The following is an 18,960-nucleotide window of genomic DNA, read 5'->3' on the forward strand; positions in this document are numbered from 1 at the left end:
ATCATGACTACCGCAACGGCGCGCATCTCCCGCCCGGGACATGCCACTGCCAAACCTTCACGAAACAAAGCATCGCGGGAACGCGCCCTGGCCTGGGCACGGCGCGCGCCGCTGCTTCCTGCCCTCATCTTCCTCATCATCGTCACGCAACTGCCGTTCGTGGTGACCCTGATCATCTCGTTCCTGAACTGGAACAGCCTGAGCCCCGGCACCACCGGCTTTGCTGGCTTCGAGAACTACGTCACGGTCCTCACCGATCCCGATCTCCGCCAGGCAATCTTCACTACCATCCTCCTCACGGTGGCCGTGGTCCTGGCGAGTCTGGTCATCGGCCTGGGACTGGCGCTGCTGTTGGATAAGAAGTTCATCGGACGCGGCTTGGCAAGGACGCTGCTGATTGCACCGTTCCTGGTAGTGCCCGTGGCCGCTTGCCCTGATTTGGAAGCACGCACTGCTCAACCCCACCTACGGGCTGATCAATGGCGTCCTGACGTGGACCTGGTCCCTGTTTGGCAGCGATACTCCTCCGCAGCTGGACCTGCTGTCGCAAGCACCGCTGATGGCCGTCATCATCTCGCTGGTGTGGCAGTGGACTCCGTTCATGATGCTGATTCTGCTGGCAGGCCTGCAGTCGAGGCCCATGGATACCGTGGAGGCAGCCCAGATGGACGGCGCCACGCCGTGGGCCATCTTCCGGCACCTGACGCTCCCGCACCTGCGCCAGTACCTGGAACTCGGCGGCCTCCTGGGCGCGATCTACATCGTTCAGAATTTCGACGCCGTTTTCACCCTGACGTCGGGTGGCTTGGGTACCGCGAATCTTCCGTACGCGATTTACCAGACGTTCTACTACGCCAATGAGTACGGGCTGGCCTCCGCTGCCGGCGTCGTGGTGGTCATTGGCACCATCCTCGTGGCGACGTTCGCCCTCCGCACCGTTTTCTCGCTCTTCAAGAAGGAGGCAGCACGATGAGCACCCTCAGTCCCGCCGCAGCCCGCACGACGCCTGAAAAATCGAGCGCGCCCGCCGTTGTCCGACGTCGCGGCAAATCCCGGATGGATCCAACGCGAAACAACACGGCCGCCGGCATCACAGCCTGGCTGCTGGCATTGCTCTTTGCCACACCCGTCCTCTGGATGATCCTGACCTCGTTCCACTCCGAGACGGACGCCGCCACCAACCCGCCATCCGTGGCTGCCAATCTCACCCTGGATGCCTACAAGGAGTTCTTCGGGGAGGCCTCAGGCGTGAGCCCGTGGCCGTCGCTGATCAACTCCGCCACCGCCTCCATCCTGTCCACGGTACTGGTGCTCGCCCTGGCCATTCCCGCCGCGTATGCCCTGTCCATCCGGCCGGTGAAGAAGTGGACGGACGTCATGTTCTTCTTCCTCTCCACGAAGATGATGCCGGTGGTGGCAGCTATCCTGCCGCTCTACCTTTTCGCCAAGACAGTGGGCGCACTGGACAACATCTGGTTCCTGATCCTCATGTACACGTCCATGAACCTGCCCATCGCCGTGTGGATGATGCGGTCCTTCCTCGCCGAAGTCCCCGTCGAAATGCTGGAAGCGGCACAGATCGACGGCGCCAACCTGATCCTCACGCTCCGCAAGGTGATCGCACCAGTGGCAATGCCGGGCATCGCCGCCACAGCCCTGATCTGCTTCATCTTCAGCTGGAACGAACTGCTCTTGGCCCGGGTGCTCACAGGCGTTGTCGCCGGCACGGCCCCCGTGTTCCTGACCGGATTCGTCTCCAGCCAGGGCCTCTTCCTCGCGAAAGTCTGCGCGGCCGCCGTCGTCATTTCGCTCCCTGTACTGTTCGCCGGATTCGCGGCGCAGGACAAGCTCGTCCAGGGCCTCTCGCTCGGCGCGGTCAAGTAATTCAGCGCGGTCAAGAAACCAACTCCAAGGACTTTCATCATGACAACCTCAACCACTCAAGCCCCTCTGCCCAACCAGCCCGGGCTGCCGGCCACCATGCGTGCGGCCATCCTGCAGCGCCAAGGCGAGATGACCATGGAAACCCTGCCCATCCCGCACCTCGAAGCCGATCAAGTCCTGGTGCAGGTATCCGCCGTCGGAGTCTGCGGAAGCGACGTGCACTACTACGAGCACGGCCGGATCGGCGATTACGTGGTGGACCACCCCTTGATCCTCGGCCACGAACTCGCGGGGCGGATTGCCGCCGTCGGAAGTTCCGTGGACCCGGCCCGCATTGGTGCCAGAGTTGCCGTCGAGCCGCAACGCCCGTGCCGGACCTGCAAGCAGTGCAAGGCAGGACGCTACAACCTCTGCCCCGAAATGGAGTTCTACGCGACCCCTCCCGTGGACGGTGCTTTCGCCGAGTACGTCACCATCCAAAGCGACTTCGCGCACGACATCCCGGACAACGTCAGCGACGAAGCCGCTGCCCTGATCGAGCCGCTCTCGGTAGGGCTCTGGGCGTGCGAACGCGCTGAAATCAAGCCCGGCAGCCGGGTCCTGATTGCCGGCGCCGGCCCCATCGGCATCATCGCCGCGCAGGCCGCCCGGGCCTTTGGCGCAAGCGAAATATATGTCACGGACATCGCCGGGGACCGCCTCGCCTTCGCCTTGGAACACGGCGCCACCCACGCGCTGAACGCGCTGACGGACACCGTGGAAGGGCTCGACGTCGATGCCTTCATTGACGCTTCCGGCGCACCTCAAGCTGTCCGTTCCGGCATCAAAGCAGTGGGGCCCGCAGGCCGGGTGATCTTGGTGGGACTCGGCGCAGACGACGTCGAACTGCCCGTTTCCTACATCCAGAACCGCGAGATCTGGCTCTCCGGCGTGTTCCGCTACACCAACACCTGGCCCCTTGCCATCCAACTGCTCGCAGACGGCAGAGTGAACCTGGATGTCCTGGTCACCGGCAAGTTTGCCCTCTCCGAGTCCGAAGCCGCACTCAAGGCCGGCAAACAGCCCGGCCAGCTCAAAGCCGTGGTGTACCCGGGAGAGCGTGCGTCAAGGGCGACGGCGTTGCCAGATTGCGCGCCCGAAAACAATTTTTGAAACACCGCGTCACGTTTACGCAGGTCAGAGCACATATTCAGTGCCCATGTCGCTGAACTGCGGAATGCGCCGTTGCCCTTTTCGGCTGCGTTGCGGTTCATCGACGGAGTTAGCAGCGATGGGTGTGGCGGGTTCTGGGGCCCGCCCGGGGCGCCGTCGCTGCGTAAAACGGGGCTAGTGCGGTCGGTCGTCTGAGTCGCGATCGACCGCACGATCCTTTTCTACGGCCGAATTGTGAGCGCAATTAGGTGTTTGTAGGCAGTTTGCCCAAGCTCTGGTGAATTCCGGAGATGTAAACCTAAACTGACCGCATGGCGCAGACCCAGACCCGCATTATTCGCACTGTTTCCCTGGCCTTCGTTGCTGCTTCTTTTCTGGCAGGCTGTGCGGGAAGCGGCACCAGTCCATTCGTCGGAGTCTGGGGCGACACCAGCGATGCCAAGCAACCGTCCCTCGATATGAAGTCCGACGGCAGCGCCACGGGAACTGACGGTTGCAACAGGCTGGTCGGCTCCTGGAAAGAAGACGGCAAAACCATCACGTTCGGGGGTTTCTCGTCCACTCGCATGGCTTGTGAGGGCGTTGACACGTGGCTGTCGAATGCCGTGACCGCCAAGATCCAGGAAGACGGAAAGCTGGCAGTATTCGGCCAGGGCGGGGATGATCTCGGCACGCTTGCCCCCGGCAAATAGCAGGTGTCTCACGATCAGGGTTTATAAGCCAACCTTTGGGGGCAGCCGTGTTGGATTCGAATGTTGAAGGCGTGGAGCAGTCGGTCTCCACAGGAACATTGCCCGGCTGGGAGCAGGTTGATTCGCTGGTCGTCGAATCGCATAGCCGGAATCGTGCGTGCAAGGACGGTGCTGTCGCAGACTACATTCCTGCCTTGGCACATGCCGATCCGGAACTCTTCGGCGTCTGCTTGGTGGAGGTGGACGGCGGAGTGCATGCGGCCGGCGACGCGAACGTGGAGTTTTCCATACAGTCCATTTCCAAGGCTTTCGTTTACGCCTTGGTCTGTGGGGAATTTGGCCATGCCGCTTTGGCAGGCCTTGTGGGCGTCAACAACACCGGCCTGGCGTTCAACTCCGTGATTGCCCTTGAGCTCAACGACGGCCATCCCATGAACCCCATGGTTAACGCGGGTGCCCTGGCCACCACAGCACTGATGCCCGGCAGTACTCCCGATGAGCAATGGGAGGCCATTCACTCAGGACTATCGGCTTTCGCGGGTCGGGACCTGGTGCTGGATGAGGAGGTGTGCCGGTCCGAGGCAGCCACCAACACCCGCAACCGTGCCATTGCCCGCCTATTGGAAAGCTACGGGAGGATCGCTCGCGATCCGATGGAAGTGGTGGACGTCTATACCAAACAATGCGCACTCCGGGTCAGTGCCCGCGACCTTGCCACCATGGGCGCCACACTCGCCGATGGCGGCGTCAACCCTGTGACAGGCACGCGGGTGGTCTCAGCTGACGTCTGCCGGGACACCCTGGCGATCCTTGCAGCAAACGGGCTGTACGAAAGGTCGGGGGAATGGTTGTTCGAGATCGGCCTTCCGGGTAAGTCCGGAGTGTCCGGCGGCCTGCTGACCGTGTCTCCCGGGAAGGCCGGAATCGGGGCCTTCTCTCCGCGGCTCGATCCCGCCGGCAACAGCGTTCGTGGCCAGCAGGCCACAGCGTATCTCTCCCGCGTCCTGGGCCTGAACATCTTCGCTTCCCGGGCACAAGGTCAACCAAACGATTGATGGTCCGGCAGTCCTACCGCGTGATGGCCCGCATGGTGTTGTTCCGCTTCTCGTGGGTGAGCTCAGCCAAACCGAGCGCCTCTAGCAGCGGCGGCATGTACATGCCGAACCTGCCACGGTAACCCTTGCGAAGCCCGTACCAGCCACCCACAGGGTTGCTTTCGCTGCGACCCCAGGCTTCGACGGTTCCGGGGGCGGCGTCCTTGCCTTCGTCAGCGGCACCCAGGGGAACCCAATCGCCTTGTTCCACGAGCCATGCATGGAGGTCCTCTATGGCGCGCAGCTGGTAAAGCAACTTGGTGGAACCCACCTGGCAAACAAGGGCAGGCGGATCTGCGGCGTCGTCCTTGTACATGGTGTAGTCGGAGGATCCCGGGGCAGTGGTGAGTTGCCAGGGATCGTCTTTGATTCCAGCGGCCATGGATGTGTCCTTCCTGAGGTACTGCACACGCTACACAGAGTCTGGCTGCGTGTCTGCAGATTCCGGATCCTCGGCACCGGAGGTCAAGGGGTTCTCGATCTCATCAGTCATCATTCGTGCTGCGAAGAGCGCCACGAAGGCCATGATGGGGCACGCCAAACCACCGATAAAGAAGATCAGCCAGAGGGGAACAACCTCCGCAACCGGGCCGGCCAGAGCCATGGAAACCGGCATCAGAGCCAAGGAAACAAAAAAGTCCAAACTGGAAATCCGGCCCAGCAAATGTCGTGGCACGCGCCGTTGCAGCAACGTGCCCCAGATGACTGTCCCGATGCCCTCTGTGACTCCGAAGATGAGCATGGCAGCACCGAGCATCCAGAAGCTGTCCATGAAACCAATAGCGGCAACCGGCAGGCTCCCCAAACCCCATGTCACCACCATCACCGTCAGGTAGCGCCGGGGGAGGCGTAAGGATGCCGTTGCCAGTGCAGCTATGGCGCTGCCGACTCCCATGATGGCCAGCAGGAAGCCAAACATCCTCGAATCGCCTCCCAACTGGTCCTGGACCACGAAGGGAAGCAGGACCTCGATTGGACCGATCAGGAACAGTACGGACAGGCATGCCCACATCAGCGTCCACAGCAGCCACGGGGTGCGGATGGTGTAGCTGAATCCTTCCCGGAGGTCCTTGAAGAGGGATGACTTTGCCGGTGGCCCGCCAGGATCGGGGGAGGACGGACCGAACGTTTGGCGGCTAAGGAAGTTCACGATCCCGAACGCCAGCAAATGGCAGACAGCAACCCCTGCGACAGCGTGTGCCGGAGACAGTGCAGCCACCAGGATCCCCGCAAGGGCTGGGCCGGCGGCCTGCTGCAGAACCGGCCGCACAGTACCTTCCAAGCCATTGGCTGCCAGGAGATCATCAGCAGGCAGGATGCGCGGCAGGATGGCCGAGTAGGCGGGGAAGAAGAACGCCTGTCCAACGCCCAGGACGAAGGCGCCGATGGCCAGGTGCCACAGTTGCAGGACATTGAGCATGGCCAGCGCCGTCACCGTGGCGATGACGGCCAGGTTGGCGCCTTCCACCGCGATGATCAGCAGCCGCTGCGGCAGCCTGTCAGCCGCGATGCCGCCCGCCAGAACGAACCCCACCAAACCGACGCTGGCGGCCGTAGCAACCAGCGACAACTCCAGCGGGCCGCCGCCGAGGTGGATCACTTCATAGACCATCGCCACTGCCCACATACCGGATCCGAAGATGGAGATGGACAGCGCAGAAATCAGCACCCGGAATTCCCGGTGTGCAAAGGGACGCAGCGCCCTCAACGCGGCCATCCCACCAGCCTAAACCTGTGCGATGACACTGTGGAAGGCGGGGTTTGTGCTGTGGCCGGCGCCCGGGGCACCGGAACGGCGAGCGGGAGGAGGTCACCCTCCGCCGGAGCTCCCCTGTGGTGTGCGCTCTGCGCGGAATCCTGTCCACATAGGGCCATTTGCGGGTCCAGCATGTCAGGGGCGTGGCATAGGCTGAATCCAGCAGTTCCCGTGAAACGACTAACTGCCAAGGAGAGGTGAAGATGCCAAAGCGACCCAACCCGGCGGTGAAAATCGCCCAGGAAACAGCCCACAACGCTGTGTTTGACGAGCAAGGCAACACCAAGCCCGGAGTGCACAACGTCTTGCTGAAAGCGGTGGAAGTCCAGCGTCCACTCGTCCTGGCCAACCTCCGCAGGCTGCAACGCCGGCACCCTAACGACTCACCGGCCCAGCTCGCCGCGAAACTGGAGCGCCACTACCTGCTGGCCATCTCCGGCGGGGGAGCAGCGGTGGGTGCTACCGCCGTCGTGCCCGGTATTGGAACCGCCGCGTCGCTGGGACTTTCCGCGCTCGCAACAGTGGGCTTCCTGGAGACAACCGCGCTGTACGCGTCGTCCCTGGCCGAACTCCATGGCATCCGCCTGACTGACCCGGTGCGGGCGCAGACCATGGTCATGGCCATCATGTTGGGCGAGGAAGGTACTTCCATGCTCGGGGCACTGAGCGGACAGTCTTTGGGGCGCGGCAAGGGCGTCACCAACGCGTGGGGCAGGACGCTGACCAAGAAGATTCCCGGCAGCGGCTTCGGGGTCATCCGTGACACCATCCAGCGGGCATTCCTCAAGAGCCTGGTGAAGCGGCAAGGTTCCGCATTCCTGGGCCGCGCCCTGCCGTTCGGCGTAGGTGCCGTGGTAGGTGGTGCGGGCAACCTGATGATGGGGCGTGCCGTGGTGTCCACCGCCAAGGATGCGTTCGGCCCGCTGCCGGACACCGTCCCGGGCGAATTGCTCCCGAACGCACCCAAAAACGCCCTGATCAACACAACGCTGGAAGGCGGTAGCAGTGGACCTGAACGCTGACCTCGGGGAGTCTTTCGGCTCATGGACCATGGGAGACGACGCATCGATGTTCCGCATCGTGACCAGCGCCAATGTGGCCTGCGGCTTCCACGCAGGCGATCCCCTCACCATGCTGGACAGCTGCCGCGCGGCCTTTGAACTGGACGTCCGCGTTGGAGCCCACGTGGGATACAGGGACCTGGCTGGCTTCGGGCGGCGTTCCTTGGACATGACGTTCGACGAACTCTTCGGCGATGTGCTCTACCAACTTGGTGCACTCGATGGCATGGCCCACGCGGTGGGAGCCTCGGTGGATTATGTGAAACCGCACGGCGCCCTCTACAACAGGATCGTCCGTGATGAAGAGCAGGCCGAGGCCGTGGTAGCCGCCGTCCACGCGTACGATCCCGGGCTGCCTGTGCTTGGCCTGCCGGGCTCGGCATGGCTGACACTCGCCGAACAATCCGGTCATCCGGTGTTCCGCGAGGCGTTCGTGGACAGGGCCTACCTGCCGGACGGCACGCTGGTACCCCGCACCCAGGAAGGTGCAGTTCTCCATGACCAGGCCGCCGTGGTGGCACAGGCCGTGCGGCTGGCAACGCGCAAGGAAGTGCTGGCCATCGACGGAACCGTGGTGCCGGTGCAGGCCGATTCGCTGTGCATCCACGGGGATACGCCCGGCGCCGTCACCATGGCTGCCGCTGTCCGGGAGGGCCTTGACCAGGCCGGCGTTCAGATTGAAGCGTTCGCATAGGTCTGGATCCTTAAGGAGGGTTTGCCTGATGAGTGCAGTCGTGACGGATCCGGGGACGTTGACACTTGCTGTCGAGCCCGACCACGCCTTGGACCGCGCGTCCATGTACCTCGCCAACACCCTGCTCGGCAATCCGGACACCTCAGCCGGGCTTGAGGTGCTGCTGGGCGGGCTCAAGCTGAGGTTCGTGACAGGGTCAGCCGTGGCAGTTACAGGTGCCGAGGGCATGGTGACGCTCAACGGCTCTGAACTTCCCCTGAACAAGGCGGTCCGGGTGGCCCCGGGGGCAGTGCTGGAATTCGGTCCCGCGCTGTTTGGCATTCGGTATTACGTAGCTGTTCAGGGCGGCGTGGAAGCTGGGACTGCACCCTTGCGGGCCGGTGCTTCGGTGACGTTCGGACGGCCGCACGGCCACGGCTTCCCCGAGCTCAATCATCCCGCCCGGCGTGCGCTGGATCCGGAACGACCGGTGGTCGCCAGGGTTACGCGGGGGCCCCAGGCCAGGAATGACGACGCCGGCAGTTGGCTTCGGTTGACCAGCGAACCTTGGATTCTCTCGCCGGAGTCGGACCGGGCAGGTGCGCGACTGGCGGGGCGGCCTCTTGAGGTCGCTCCGAGGGAGGGCGGCGCGACTCAGGTACCCCAACCACAACCGCTGGAAGCAGGCTTGGTCCTCTTGCCGCCGTCGGGCCTTCCCGTCATTGCGTTGGCCGGCCACCCGCCAACTGCCGGGTCCCCCGTGATAGCGGTGGTCCGCGACGAGGACCTGGACTTGATCGGCCAGGCAAGACCGGGACAGATGGTGCATCTGCTCGGCTGAGAAAGCGCGATATCGATTTTCTCGCGATGGGCTGGCTTTGGGAAACTGCTCGCCAGAGGACCATCTAAGGCCGCCGTGCCGCCTCCTATCGCCGACTTGATTCTGTGTCGTCGGATCCTGCCCTGAACCTATCCTTGCCGTTTCGCGGCCAGTTGCTGCATCTGCCAACCATGTACGTCAGCCAGCCATTCCAACGGGGCCGAGGGGCCGATGCGGGGATCGTCGGGTTCCCGGCCATCTCTGAGCGCCTGCGCGTACGCGCGATCCATGCTGACCCGTTCCCCCAGTTGCACGGATCCGCCCACCGAGCCGTGGCCGGGGATGACGGCAACAACGTCGTCGGCCACCGACTCGAAGAGCCGCAAAGCGTGGAGGTAGTCGTCCAGGGGATCCGCTGCCTGCAGGTCGAGGAACGGCATCAGGATGTCGGAAAGCATGTCGCCCGCCACCAGGACGCCGGCTCCCTCGATCAACAGCGCCGCATGTCCGGGCGCATGGGCCTGATGCTCCAGGATGCGGACTGCGGGGCCATCCCAAGGAATGTGCGGGGTCTCTGCCGGCAGTCCGGTGATGAGCCCGAGCAAGTCCATCGGGATATCGTCGGCGTGCTCCGGCGGCAGCCCTTCGGCCACCTGTTCCTTCCAGTCCGCGTTGGACAGGACATCCTGGATGGAAGCCGCGCATCGGGACGTTCCGTACCGGGGCGGATCACCAAAATCGGGGTGCCACAGCACGTGGTCCCAATCAGGATGTGTGGAAAAGCCTGCAACCACCGGTTGGCCCAGCCAGCGAAGGTCCTTCGCGATCGCCGCCATTTCGTTGGCAGTGATCCCGGGGTCGATCAGCAGCACCCCGTCCCGGCCTTGAACCACGGTGCAATTGCTCTGGATGAATTCGCTCTCGTGAACCAGAACGCCCTCAGCAAGTTGCTTCAGCATGGAAGGGCCTCCTTCCTGCAGTGCAACATTGTGCCCGCCCCGGTCTCAGCCTTGGAGTTTCTGGGCCAGCATGACCAAAATCCCGCTGGGGCCGCGGAGATAGGTGAGTTTGTAGACGTCGCCGTAGGTCGCCACGCCCCGCAGGGGGTGGCATCCATGCTTCGCAGCTATGTCCAGCGCGTGATCGATATCGTCCACCGAGAAGGCCACCCGGTGCATTCCGATCTCGTTGGGAAGAGTCGGGTTGGTTTCGATCGCGTCAGGGTGGATGTATTCGAAAAGCTCCAGTTGCCCGTTGCCATCCGGGGTCTGGAGCACCGCAATTTTTGCGTGGTTGCCATCCAGCCCCACGGCAGTGTCGGCCCACTCACCGCTGACTGTGTCACGGCCCAGCACTGTGAGGCCGAGGTCCGTGAAGAACGCGATGGTTTCTTCGAGATCCCGAACCGCAATACCGACGTTCTCAAGTTTGATAGGCATGCGTTGAAGGTACCAAGGCCCACTGGATAGCTCCAGTGCCCCTAACCGAACAGCAGATGCGCCACCGTGAAGATCGCCAACCCGGCCAGCGCACCAACCACGGTTCCATTGATCCGGATGTACTGGAGGTCCTTGCCCACCTGCAGTTCGATCTTCTGTGACGTTTCCTCGGCATCCCAACGGGCCACGGTATCCGAGATGACGCCGGCGATATCCGAACGGTAGGTGTTGACCAGGTACCCGGCCGCATCACCGATCCACGCGTTGACCTTGCCGGCCAGTTCGTCGTCGTTGACCAGGCGCGCACCGAACTCGCGGACGGCGGTCTTGAAGCGCAGGCTCAGTTCGCTGTCGGGATCGTCGACGGCGTTGAGCAGCGCAGTCTTCACGGTTCCCCATGTGCGGGATGCCAGTTCGCGGACCTCGGGGTCGCCCAGGATTTGCGCCTTGATGCTTTCAGCGCGCTCAATCATGGCGGGATCGTGCTGCAGGTCCTGTGCCAGGTCCGTGAGGTACGCATCGATCGACTGGCGGACCTGGTGGTTCTGGTCCGCTTGTACGGCCCGAACAAATTTGGAGAGTTCAACGTACACCCGGTCGCCCACCAGGCCGTCCACGAACGTCGGCACCCACAAAGGCGAGCGGTCCGAGACGAGCCGGTTCACCGTGGCATGGTTGGCGTCCACCCAGTCGGCGGCACGGTCAACCAACAAGTCAACCAGCGTGTGGTGGTGCCCGTCCGCGAAGATCCGTTCGGCCATCCGTCCAACGGGCGGTCCCCAAGGCGGGGTGAGCAGGTGCTTGCGGACCATACCCTCGATAACTGCCTGCACGTCGTCGTCGTTCAGGACGGTGAAGGCACCGCGGATCATCGCGCCGCCTTCCTTGGCTACACGTTCGGCGCCGCCCGGCGCGGACAACCAGCGGCCGGCCTTGCGGGCAATATCGATGCTGGCCAACTTGTCCTGCACAACTTCCTGGGACAGGAAGTTGCTTTCGACGAAGTCGCTGAGCGATTCGCCGATCTGGTCCTTGCGGCGCGGAATGATGGCCGTGTGGGGGATTTTCAGGCCCATGGGGTACTTGAACAGCGCCGTCACCGCGAACCAGTCAGCCAAGGCGCCCACCATGCCGCCTTCGGCCGCTGCACGGACGTATTCCAGCCACGGATACTGCTTCTGGAACGCAAACGCCAGCGTAAAGATGACGGCCATCGCGATCAGCAGCGCCAACGCCAACCGTTTCATTCGGAGCAGCGCTGCCGCTTTTTCCATGTCGCCGGCAGAAAGGCCGACGACGGCGGAACGTCCTTTCGCGGGAGCGGAACCTGTGGCCGGGGCTGGCCGGGCGGGGTTGGTGACGTCTTCGGTTGGGATTTGTTCAGAGTTCACCTGCATGAGCCCAGCGTAGCCCCCGTACATGCACCAGCGTGGGCTACCGTGTCTGCATGACTAGCGACGACTCCACCCCAAGCCGGCCCAAGGTCTACGCCCATCGAGGTGCCAGCGCGGCCTTCGCCGAGCACACCCGTGCCGCTTACCTGAAGGCCATTGACGAGGGTGCCGATGGTGTGGAATGCGATGTCCACCTGACCCGGGACCAACACGTTGTGCTGCTGCACGACGCCAACCTGGACAGGACCTCCACCGGTACGGGGCCAGTCGCGGAGCACACCCTGGATGAACTCCGTGGGTTGGATTTCTCCTCATGGAAAGGCGCACGCATTCCCGAGGCCTATGGGGGAGTGGCAGACCAACTCCTTACCCTGCCCGAACTCCTGGATATCCTGCGCGGGGCGGGCCGGGAGATTGGCTTGGCCATTGAGCTGAAGCACCCCAGCCCCTACAAGCTCAAGCTCGAGGACCGCGTGCTGGCCCTTCTGGAAGAAGAGGGCTGGACTCCGGAGGAGTCCCGGTTGGAGAACATCCGGATTTCCTTCATGAGCTTTGATACCGATTCTGTCCAGCGCCTCCTGCACAGCGTGCCGAAGGAATACATCTGCCAACTGGTGGACGACTTTACGGTCCAGGAACTCCGGCAGGAACTCGGATTGGGCTTCCTGACGGGCGGCGCCGTAGCCAACGTGATGCGGGCAACCCAGCTTGAGGCCGAACGAGTATTGGACGAAGGAGAAGTGGTCATTGCCGGCCCCGGAATTGAATACGTGAGGGAGCATGCACGGAACGTTCAGCGCTGGTTGGAGTCGGGCCGCATCTTCCGGGTTTGGACTGTCGACTCGGAAAGGGACGTCGCGCTCTGCCAAGGCCTCGGCATTCACGAAATCACGACCAACAGGCCGGCGCAGGTACTTGCGCAGCTGATGGTGTCCAGGTAGGTCGCAGCTGGCGACGTTTTGAGCCGTCAAAACGGCATCTTCTGCTACTTACTTGGGTCCGGCTTTGGGGGTCACCGCGCTTGTGATTGAGTGGTCTCATGTCACTTCGCTGGTCAGCACAAGCAACCCGAACAACTTCCGCAGTAGCCTTGAGCGCACTGCTCCTGGCCAGCGCAGCGAAGCACTTCCGCACGCCCAAGTTCTATTACCCAGTGGTCCCGGAGTACCTGTGCCGAAAGGACGAGCCGGGGAGCCGGCCCAACGGGCCCCTGGCAGTTATGTCCCGCGAGGAATGGGTTGCCTCCTCCGGCCTGCTTGAGGCGACTGCCGCCGTCGGACTTCTGATCCCTGCTACCCGTAAGGTTGCCGCGAACGCAACGACAGCGATGTTTGCTGCATTCCTGGCGGGGCATATTGACGCCCTCCGGCGTGCCTATGGCCCCCACGGCACAGCGACCGAGCGGCGTATCCATACCCTTCGCCTGCCCCTTCAGGTTCCCCTCATCCTGTGGTCGTGGAGTCTCCGGAAATGAGCGGCAATGCCGCTCCCATGAAGCTCCGGGATTCGCCCGCCTTCAAGATCGCGGTGTCCCTGAGTATCGCCACGGGTCTTTACGGCGTGTCTTTTGGCGCCCTTGCCGTGGCGTCGGGGTTCGATTTCTGGCAGACGATGGTGTTGAGCCTCCTGCTGTTCAGCGGGGGATCGCAGTTTGCCTTCATCGGTGTCGTGGCCGGCGGGGGTTCCGGCGTGGCGGCCATGACGGCCAGTGCCCTTTTGGGCCTCCGCAACGGCATCTACGGTATGCAGATCAACGCCATGCTGCGCCCCGGAGGGTGGAGACGCTACATATCCGCCCATGTCACCATTGATGAATCGACGGCCACGGCGTCCGGCCAGTCCGATCCCGATGAGCAGCAACGCGGTTTTTGGACTGCCGGAATCGGAATATTCATCTTGTGGAATATTTTCACGGCCATCGGCGCCCTGGCTGGTGACGCGATGGGAGACCCCAAGCAATGGGGCTTGGACGGAGCAGCTGTTGCGGCGTTCCTGGCCTTGCTGTGGCCGAGGCTGAAGGGCCGTGAACCGTGGGCCATCGCCGCCGCGTGCGCATTGGCCACCATCCTGGCCGTGCCGTTTGTGCCCTCAGGTGTTCCCATCCTGGTGGCGGCAGTGGTGGCGGGCGTTATCGGATGGTTCAGCCACGCACGCATGGATGAAGGGCTTGAACCGGACGTGGATCCCTACGCAGGGCAGCACAAGCGCGAACACGGGGGCGGGAAATGAACCTCTGGCTTTGGATTCTTATTGCCTGCGCGCTGGCGTACCTCACCAAGCTGGTGGGCTATTTTGTGCCCGCAAAGCTGCTGGAGAGCCCGCGGATCATGCACGTCGCCGGAACCATGACCATTGGCCTCCTGGCCTCCCTGACAGCGGTGAACGCCGTAGCTTCGGGCCAGGGCTTGGTCCTCGATGCCCGCATCGGCGCCTTGGTGGCTGCCGCCGTCGCGCTATGGCTTCGGGCTCCGTTCCTGGTGGTCGTCATCTCAGGGGCAGCAGCCGCAGCGTTGCTGCGGCTGCTGGGTTGGGGCTAGCGGTACTGCTGCCCGTTGGGCTGCTGGACCGGCGGCTGGGCGTAGCCTTGCGGGTACGCCGGCGGATAGGCCACGAACTGTCGACCGGCAGCAGGTCCGAGGTACTGGGCGGAGCCGTAGGAAAGCATCGGCACGAAGACAACTGGCAGCAGGACCAGGCCGACCGTGTAGCCGGCGTCCTTTCCAAACGACTTGGCGAGGTCGTTCAATGACACGATGCCGAAGTAGATGCCTGCAAACGGGATGAAGAACAGCAGGTACCAGTACCAAGGACGGCCTGCGATCTCCAAGAGTTTAATGCCGTTGTAAACCGGCACGAAGGCACCCCACGCGGGGCGGCCGGCCTTGGTGAAGATTCCCATGTAAAGCACGCCAACGATCGCGAAAACCACGGCGAAGTAGATCAGCATAAACAGCAGGACGAGGCCAGCCGTGGCAGCGGACTCGGCGCCGCTGGAAGAGTATGAGCTCAGGGGAATATTCATGCGATCGACTCTACGTGGGGTTGGGCTGTCCTGCCATGGGCAGGACTCACCATCGCAGGCCCGGCAAATGGACCTTAGAGAGGCTCCGCAAACGTCACGCCAGGGATATCCGATTGCTCAGGAAGCGGGCGGGACGGGCGCTCGGTGCGGATAGCGTCTTCGATCAATGCCACCGGACGCTTCCAGGCTTCTGATCCGGGTTCCATGGTGTCCACTGCCCCGATCAGCATGGCAACCAGTCGGACCATATCTTCGATGGTGATGTCACGTCGCAAGGACCCTTGGCCCTGGCCGCGCTCAAGAAGGGTCGCCATGGATCCGATGAGGCCGCCGGTGATGCCCATGAGGAGTCCGCGTCGGCCGGCGACGGCGTCAAGCAGGTTCGCATCGTCGCTGGCGACCTTCATCACGGCGTCGATGACGTTGATCAGGCCCTCAGCGGCGTCCATGCCGCCCAGGGCATCCGCAGCCACCGGGTCCACATGCTGACGCAGCTGGCGGGACAGCGCGGCGAGGACCAATTGCTCTTTATCCGAGAAGTTGCGGAACAGCGTTGCGGGGCCAACTCCAGCGGTGGCGGCAATGGTCTGCAAGGGTACGTCGGGGCCATGTTCCCGGAAACACTGCCGGGCCGCCGTAATGATCTTGTCCACATTGCGTGCGGCGTCGGCCCTGAGGGGCTTGCGTTCAGAGGGCTGTTCCATGATTGCCAGATTAGCAACGGAGGACTGCTGGCCCGTTGTTACGCGGGAGTACGTTGTTATATGACAAACCAGCACGTGAAACACTGGATTTCATGTTGCTTGCATTCTCAGTCGCCCCATCGGGCCAGCCCGCTTCCGCCGCCAATGGGGGACCGGCCCCCGACGCTTCGGTTCACGACGCCGTAGCTGCCGCCGTCAAGATCGTCCGAGAGTCTGGATTGCCGAACCAAACGGACTCCATGTTCACCACCATTGAAGGTGAATGGGACGAAGTCTTCGACGTCGTCAAGCGCGCCACCGAGGCCGTCGGCCGCTATGGGAGCCGCGTCTCCCTGGTGATCAAGGCAGACATCCGTCCCGGTTACAGCGGAGAGCTCACCGGCAAGGTGGAACGCTTGGAAGACGCCATCTCCGCCACGGACTAGATCCTTCCCCCGGGGTGCCGCGGATGCCAGACTGGGGGCCATGATTGAACACGTGACTGAACCCGGGTGGGTTGACGTCGAGCGTTACTTGACTGACGTCGTCGTCCGTCCTGATCCTGCCCATCAGCGCGCCCTGACATCCGCCGTCGAGGCAGGCATGCCTGCCATCGAAGTCGCGCCCAACGCGGGCAAGCTGTTGCGGATGCTGGTGCAGATGTCGGGAGCCAGGCGGGTCCTGGAGATCGGAACCCTGGCCGGGTTCAGCAGCATCTGGATGGCGCAGGGACTGCCCGACGACGGCAGGATAGTTACGTGCGAATTCCTCCAGAAACACGCGGACGTAGCGCGGGCAAACGTGGATGCTGCGGGCGTGGGGCACAAGGTGGACATCCGGGTGGGGGCTGCGCTGGACACCCTCCCCACACTGACGAGCCAGGAATCGTTCGATTTTGTCTTCATTGATGCGGATAAGGAAAACGACTCCAACTACCTGGAGTGGGCCATCAGGCTTGGCCACCCGGGAACGGTGATCGTGGTGGACAACGTCATTTGGGACGGCGCCATCCTTGAACCTGGGCGGGACGATGTCAATGCGCCCGGAATCGTGAAGGCGTTGGAAATGATGGGGCAGGATCCGCGCTTGGATGCCACGGCGATTCAGACCGTTGGCAGCAAAGGCTGGGACGGTTTCGCGATAGCGCGGGTGCGGTAGGTGGATTTCACTCTTCGCCCGGCAACGGTGGATGACGCCGAAGCTATGGCCATCATGCACGTCCAGTCATGGCGCGAGAGCTACGGGTCCTTGTTGCCTCCGGAGTTCTTCGCAAAGCAGGAGGCGGCGCTGCCTGATCGCATCGAACGGTACCGGGCCTTCATAGCAGCGGGGCACACACGGATGCTGGCCCACGGTCCTGACGGTGATCTTGTGGGGCTCGGGGCGGCCGGACCCAGCAGGGACGAGGACGGCCCCTGCGACGTTGAGCTGTTCATGCTTTACACCCTGGAGCGCATCCATGGCCGTGGTGTGGGCCAGGCCTTGATGGATGCCTTGATCGGCGACGGACCGGCCTACCTCTGGGTCCTTGATGACAACCCCCGGGCCCAGGCTTTCTACCGGCGCAACGGTTTTGTGCCGGACGGAAAACGGCAGTTGTGCGATCCCTCGTGGCATTCGCTGCCGGAACATCGGATGGCGCGTCCCGGAGCGCCCGCGGACTGTTCCCAGGGCTGACTCATCTCGATATGGTGATCACGGGCGGTGTCGATGGGGATCGCCCGGTTCGATTCTTGGGAGGAAGCATGTCCAATCCAGAGCAGGATCCAAGCGAGCAGGAAGGCCCGGCAGACGGCGGTGCGGCCGGAGTCCCTGGCGCCCACGACGGCGGCGCTGATGGTGGTGCCGACGGCGGCGCGGATGGTGGTGCTGAAGGCCCGGCAGACGGCGGTGCGGCCGGAGTCCCTGGCACCCACGATGGTGGCGCGGATGGTGGCGCCGATGGTGGTGCCGATGGTGGTGCCGACGGCGGCGCGGATGGTGGCGCCGACGGTGGCGCGGATAGTGGCGCCGAAAGACCAGGCAGCTAGGTTTTGAGTTCCACCAGCACTGATTTCCAGGACCCCGGAGCTGTCAAGGATGCCGGGGTCCTGGAAACGCGCCTGATCGACATCGGCTATGAGAGGTTCGCCCGCGACGTCTGGGGGCGGACCGCGCTGCTCACGCGTGGTGTCAGTGACTTCTCTGATTTGTTCTCGGCCAACGCCGTCGACGAACTGGTCTCGCGCCGCGGATTGCGGACACCTTTCCTGCGCGTCGCCAAGGGTGGCTCGACACTTCCAGAGTCCTCATTCACTTCCCCGGCAGGCGTCGGGGCCACCATCTCCGACCAGCTCGACGACACCGAACTTTGGCGCAAATTCGCCGACGGAGCCACCCTTGTCCTGCAGGCGCTGCATCGTACATGGGAGCCGGTATCGAGCTTCAGCACCCAGCTAAGCACCGAGCTCGGACATCCAGTGCAGGCCAATGCCTACATCACCCCGCCTCAGAACCGTGGTTTCGACGATCACTACGACATCCACGACGTCTTCGTCCTGCAAATCGAGGGCACCAAGCGCTGGATCATCCATGAGCCAGTCCATGTGGACCCGCTGCGCAGCCAGCCTTGGACCGATCGCCGTTCCGCCGTCGCCGAGGCCGCTCAGGGCAAGGCCTACATCGATACGGTCCTCGAGCCCGGTGACGTCCTCTACCTGCCGCGTGGATGGTTGCACGCCGCAGAGGCCCAGGGCAAGGTCTCGATCCATCTCACACTGGGAGTCCATAACTGGACCCGCTACGCGCTGGCCGAGCAGCTCGCCCAGGCCGCATTGGCGGCTCTCAACGACGATCCCGAGATGCGCCGGTCCCTGCCATTGGGCGTCGATGGACCCGATGGGGACATCGCCGCCGTCCGTAAACGTCTCGCCGAGGCAGTCGTCGAGGCTGATTCCGCTTCCCTTTTCCACCGCACCCGGAGGGGACAGGGACGCCCGTCTCCGCTTGGTCCCGTCGCCCAGCTCGCGGCCGTCGAGGGCCTCGGCCCCGAGTCGCTGGTGCGGCTTCGGGATGCCTTGGAGGCCAGGCTCGAGGGCTCACGCCTGACGACCCGCGTGGGTTGGCTCGACTTTGCCGAGGCAAATTTGTCGACTGTAAGGCGCCTGCTGGACGGCGGGGATCACCTCGCGGCCGATCTCGGCATTGAACTCGTCGAAAGGCTGTTACGCGCAGGCGTTCTCGTCCCAGCTGAACAGTCGCACTGAGTTGAACAGTCACGTTGAGTTGGACAGGGACCTTGAGCTGAACAG

General features: G+C 63.4%; 23 protein-coding genes and 1 pseudogene. 17 read left to right on the forward strand and 7 right to left on the reverse strand.

The genetic code is table 11. The annotated features are described in order from the left end of the window. Positions 1–3 precede the first annotated feature (3 nt). The 5 genes and pseudogenes from LN996_RS11670 to glsA all read left to right on the forward strand — a co-directional run bounded on the left by LN996_RS11670 (position 4) and on the right by glsA (position 4,783). Positions 4–973 (forward strand): annotated as a pseudogene (locus LN996_RS11670) (carbohydrate ABC transporter permease). Further along, positions 970–1,884, forward strand: coding sequence for a carbohydrate ABC transporter permease (locus tag LN996_RS11675; RefSeq protein ID WP_231340547.1), 915 nt, complete (start codon positions 970–972; stop codon positions 1,882–1,884). The pseudogene LN996_RS11670 and the gene LN996_RS11675 overlap by 4 nt, the downstream one beginning before the upstream one ends. 39 nt (positions 1,885–1,923) lie before the next feature. Then, positions 1,924–3,036, forward strand: a complete 1,113-nt coding sequence (locus LN996_RS11680; RefSeq protein WP_231340548.1) for an NAD(P)-dependent alcohol dehydrogenase — start codon at positions 1,924–1,926, stop codon at positions 3,034–3,036. A 311-nt stretch (positions 3,037–3,347) separates the two neighbouring features. Continuing rightward, complete coding sequence (locus LN996_RS11685) at positions 3,348–3,728, forward strand: META domain-containing protein (RefSeq protein WP_231340549.1); 381 nt, start codon at positions 3,348–3,350, stop codon at positions 3,726–3,728. A 47-nt stretch (positions 3,729–3,775) separates the two neighbouring features. After that, a complete protein-coding gene (gene glsA, locus LN996_RS11690) occupies positions 3,776–4,783 on the forward strand; it encodes a glutaminase A (RefSeq protein WP_231340550.1) in 1,008 nt (335 codons plus the stop codon). 13 nt (positions 4,784–4,796) lie between these two features. On the opposite strand, the gene LN996_RS11695 is transcribed toward glsA, so the two are convergent. Together LN996_RS11695 and LN996_RS11700 are read right to left on the reverse strand one after the other, a co-directional pair. Next, on the reverse strand, positions 4,797–5,204 hold the full coding sequence (locus LN996_RS11695; protein WP_231340551.1) for a DUF6855 family protein: 408 nt from the start codon (positions 5,202–5,204) through the stop codon (positions 4,797–4,799). A gap of 30 nt (positions 5,205–5,234) precedes the next feature. Next, positions 5,235–6,539: an MFS transporter gene (locus LN996_RS11700; RefSeq protein ID WP_231340552.1), complete on the reverse strand. Its 1,305-nt coding sequence runs from the start codon at positions 6,537–6,539 to the stop codon at positions 5,235–5,237. A gap of 242 nt (positions 6,540–6,781) precedes the next feature. On the opposite strand from LN996_RS11700, the gene LN996_RS11705 reads away from it, so the two are divergent. The 3 genes from LN996_RS11705 to LN996_RS11715 are packed head-to-tail and all read left to right on the forward strand — an operon-like array spanning position 6,782 to position 9,153. Next, positions 6,782–7,600, forward strand: a complete 819-nt coding sequence (locus LN996_RS11705; RefSeq protein ID WP_231340553.1) for a hypothetical protein — start codon at positions 6,782–6,784, stop codon at positions 7,598–7,600. Beyond that, the gene (locus LN996_RS11710; RefSeq protein ID WP_231340554.1) at positions 7,584–8,333 is read left to right on the forward strand and encodes a LamB/YcsF family protein; all 750 of its coding nucleotides are present in this window, start codon (positions 7,584–7,586) and stop codon (positions 8,331–8,333) included. Before LN996_RS11705 ends, LN996_RS11710 begins: the two co-directional genes overlap by 17 nt. Positions 8,334–8,361: 28 nt before the next feature. Then, on the forward strand, positions 8,362–9,153 hold the full coding sequence (locus LN996_RS11715) for a biotin-dependent carboxyltransferase family protein (protein ID WP_231340555.1): 792 nt from the start codon (positions 8,362–8,364) through the stop codon (positions 9,151–9,153). A gap of 128 nt (positions 9,154–9,281) precedes the next feature. Here the strand turns inward: LN996_RS11715 and LN996_RS11720 are convergent, their stop codons facing one another. The 3 genes from LN996_RS11720 to LN996_RS11730 are packed head-to-tail and all read right to left on the reverse strand — an operon-like array spanning position 9,282 to position 11,968. After that, on the reverse strand, positions 9,282–10,091 hold the full coding sequence (locus LN996_RS11720; RefSeq protein WP_231340556.1) for an MBL fold metallo-hydrolase: 810 nt from the start codon (positions 10,089–10,091) through the stop codon (positions 9,282–9,284). Between the two features lie 45 nt (positions 10,092–10,136). Further along, complete coding sequence (locus LN996_RS11725; protein WP_231340557.1) at positions 10,137–10,571, reverse strand: VOC family protein; 435 nt, start codon at positions 10,569–10,571, stop codon at positions 10,137–10,139. 41 nt (positions 10,572–10,612) lie between these two features. Next, positions 10,613–11,968 carry a DUF445 domain-containing protein gene (locus tag LN996_RS11730; RefSeq protein WP_231340558.1) on the reverse strand — a complete coding sequence of 452 codons (1,356 nt, stop codon included), beginning with the start codon at positions 11,966–11,968 and terminating at the stop codon, positions 10,613–10,615. Between the two features lie 50 nt (positions 11,969–12,018). On the opposite strand from LN996_RS11730, the gene LN996_RS11735 reads away from it, so the two are divergent. The 4 genes from LN996_RS11735 (at position 12,019) to LN996_RS11750 (ending at position 14,502) form a co-directional block, all read left to right on the forward strand. After that, positions 12,019–12,906, forward strand: a complete 888-nt coding sequence (locus LN996_RS11735; RefSeq protein WP_231340559.1) for a glycerophosphodiester phosphodiesterase family protein — start codon at positions 12,019–12,021, stop codon at positions 12,904–12,906. A 98-nt stretch (positions 12,907–13,004) separates the two neighbouring features. Further along, a complete protein-coding gene (locus LN996_RS11740; protein ID WP_231340560.1) occupies positions 13,005–13,439 on the forward strand; it encodes a hypothetical protein in 435 nt (144 codons plus the stop codon). Continuing rightward, a complete protein-coding gene (locus LN996_RS11745) occupies positions 13,436–14,194 on the forward strand; it encodes an AzlC family ABC transporter permease (protein WP_231340561.1) in 759 nt (252 codons plus the stop codon). Before LN996_RS11740 ends, LN996_RS11745 begins: the two co-directional genes overlap by 4 nt. After that, positions 14,191–14,502 (forward strand): AzlD domain-containing protein, encoded by a 312-nt coding sequence (locus LN996_RS11750; RefSeq protein ID WP_231340562.1) that lies wholly within the window; start codon positions 14,191–14,193, stop codon positions 14,500–14,502. The genes LN996_RS11745 and LN996_RS11750 overlap by 4 nt, the downstream gene beginning before the upstream one ends. Here the strand turns inward: LN996_RS11750 and LN996_RS11755 are convergent. Both LN996_RS11755 and LN996_RS11760 read right to left on the reverse strand, forming a co-directional pair. After that, positions 14,499–14,987 (reverse strand): DUF5684 domain-containing protein, encoded by a 489-nt coding sequence (locus LN996_RS11755; protein ID WP_231340563.1) that lies wholly within the window; start codon positions 14,985–14,987, stop codon positions 14,499–14,501. The two genes, LN996_RS11750 and LN996_RS11755, sit on opposite strands and share 4 nt — an antisense overlap. 74 nt (positions 14,988–15,061) lie before the next feature. Then, a complete protein-coding gene (locus LN996_RS11760) occupies positions 15,062–15,691 on the reverse strand; it encodes a TetR/AcrR family transcriptional regulator (RefSeq protein ID WP_231340564.1) in 630 nt (209 codons plus the stop codon). 92 nt (positions 15,692–15,783) lie between these two features. Between LN996_RS11760 and LN996_RS11765 the strand changes: the two genes are divergently transcribed. The 5 genes from LN996_RS11765 (at position 15,784) to LN996_RS11785 (ending at position 18,915) form a co-directional block, all read left to right on the forward strand. Then, the gene (locus LN996_RS11765; RefSeq protein WP_231340565.1) at positions 15,784–16,116 is read left to right on the forward strand and encodes a thiamine-binding protein; all 333 of its coding nucleotides are present in this window, start codon (positions 15,784–15,786) and stop codon (positions 16,114–16,116) included. A 40-nt stretch (positions 16,117–16,156) separates the two neighbouring features. Next, positions 16,157–16,828, forward strand: coding sequence for an O-methyltransferase (locus tag LN996_RS11770; RefSeq protein WP_231340566.1), 672 nt, complete (start codon positions 16,157–16,159; stop codon positions 16,826–16,828). Next, positions 16,829–17,347 (forward strand): GNAT family N-acetyltransferase, encoded by a 519-nt coding sequence (locus tag LN996_RS11775; RefSeq protein ID WP_231340567.1) that lies wholly within the window; start codon positions 16,829–16,831, stop codon positions 17,345–17,347. Positions 17,348–17,415: 68 nt separating this feature from the next. Beyond that, positions 17,416–17,700, forward strand: a complete 285-nt coding sequence (locus LN996_RS11780; RefSeq protein ID WP_231340568.1) for a hypothetical protein — start codon at positions 17,416–17,418, stop codon at positions 17,698–17,700. 3 nt (positions 17,701–17,703) lie between these two features. After that, positions 17,704–18,915, forward strand: a complete 1,212-nt coding sequence (locus LN996_RS11785) for a cupin domain-containing protein (RefSeq protein ID WP_231340569.1) — start codon at positions 17,704–17,706, stop codon at positions 18,913–18,915. Positions 18,916–18,960 lie beyond the last annotated feature (45 nt).

The organism is Arthrobacter sp. AK01 (assembly GCF_021109375.1).
Classification (GTDB): domain Bacteria; phylum Actinomycetota; class Actinomycetes; order Actinomycetales; family Micrococcaceae; genus Arthrobacter.

Excerpts from the sequence above, each read along its gene's own strand:
- LN996_RS11675 (WP_231340547.1), top strand. The coding sequence starts at position 970 with ATGAGCACCCTCAGTCCCGCCGCAGCCCGCACGACGCCTGAAAAATCG.
- LN996_RS11680 (WP_231340548.1), top strand. The coding sequence starts at position 1,924 with ATGACAACCTCAACCACTCAAGCCCCTCTGCCCAACCAGCCCGGGCTG.
- LN996_RS11685 (WP_231340549.1), top strand. The coding sequence starts at position 3,348 with ATGGCGCAGACCCAGACCCGCATTATTCGCACTGTTTCCCTGGCCTTC.
- LN996_RS11695 (WP_231340551.1), bottom strand. The coding sequence starts at position 5,204 with ATGGCCGCTGGAATCAAAGACGATCCCTGGCAACTCACCACTGCCCCG.
- LN996_RS11700 (WP_231340552.1), bottom strand. The coding sequence starts at position 6,539 with ATGGCCGCGTTGAGGGCGCTGCGTCCCTTTGCACACCGGGAATTCCGG.
- LN996_RS11705 (WP_231340553.1), top strand. The coding sequence starts at position 6,782 with ATGCCAAAGCGACCCAACCCGGCGGTGAAAATCGCCCAGGAAACAGCC.
- LN996_RS11715 (WP_231340555.1), top strand. The coding sequence starts at position 8,362 with ATGAGTGCAGTCGTGACGGATCCGGGGACGTTGACACTTGCTGTCGAG.
- LN996_RS11720 (WP_231340556.1), bottom strand. The coding sequence starts at position 10,091 with ATGCTGAAGCAACTTGCTGAGGGCGTTCTGGTTCACGAGAGCGAATTC.
- LN996_RS11725 (WP_231340557.1), bottom strand. The coding sequence starts at position 10,571 with ATGCCTATCAAACTTGAGAACGTCGGTATTGCGGTTCGGGATCTCGAA.
- LN996_RS11730 (WP_231340558.1), bottom strand. The coding sequence starts at position 11,968 with ATGCAGGTGAACTCTGAACAAATCCCAACCGAAGACGTCACCAACCCC.
- LN996_RS11735 (WP_231340559.1), top strand. The coding sequence starts at position 12,019 with ATGACTAGCGACGACTCCACCCCAAGCCGGCCCAAGGTCTACGCCCAT.
- LN996_RS11740 (WP_231340560.1), top strand. The coding sequence starts at position 13,005 with ATGTCACTTCGCTGGTCAGCACAAGCAACCCGAACAACTTCCGCAGTA.
- LN996_RS11745 (WP_231340561.1), top strand. The coding sequence starts at position 13,436 with ATGAGCGGCAATGCCGCTCCCATGAAGCTCCGGGATTCGCCCGCCTTC.
- LN996_RS11750 (WP_231340562.1), top strand. The coding sequence starts at position 14,191 with ATGAACCTCTGGCTTTGGATTCTTATTGCCTGCGCGCTGGCGTACCTC.
- LN996_RS11755 (WP_231340563.1), bottom strand. The coding sequence starts at position 14,987 with ATGAATATTCCCCTGAGCTCATACTCTTCCAGCGGCGCCGAGTCCGCT.
- LN996_RS11760 (WP_231340564.1), bottom strand. The coding sequence starts at position 15,691 with ATGGAACAGCCCTCTGAACGCAAGCCCCTCAGGGCCGACGCCGCACGC.
- LN996_RS11765 (WP_231340565.1), top strand. The coding sequence starts at position 15,784 with ATGTTGCTTGCATTCTCAGTCGCCCCATCGGGCCAGCCCGCTTCCGCC.
- LN996_RS11770 (WP_231340566.1), top strand. The coding sequence starts at position 16,157 with ATGATTGAACACGTGACTGAACCCGGGTGGGTTGACGTCGAGCGTTAC.
- LN996_RS11780 (WP_231340568.1), top strand. The coding sequence starts at position 17,416 with ATGTCCAATCCAGAGCAGGATCCAAGCGAGCAGGAAGGCCCGGCAGAC.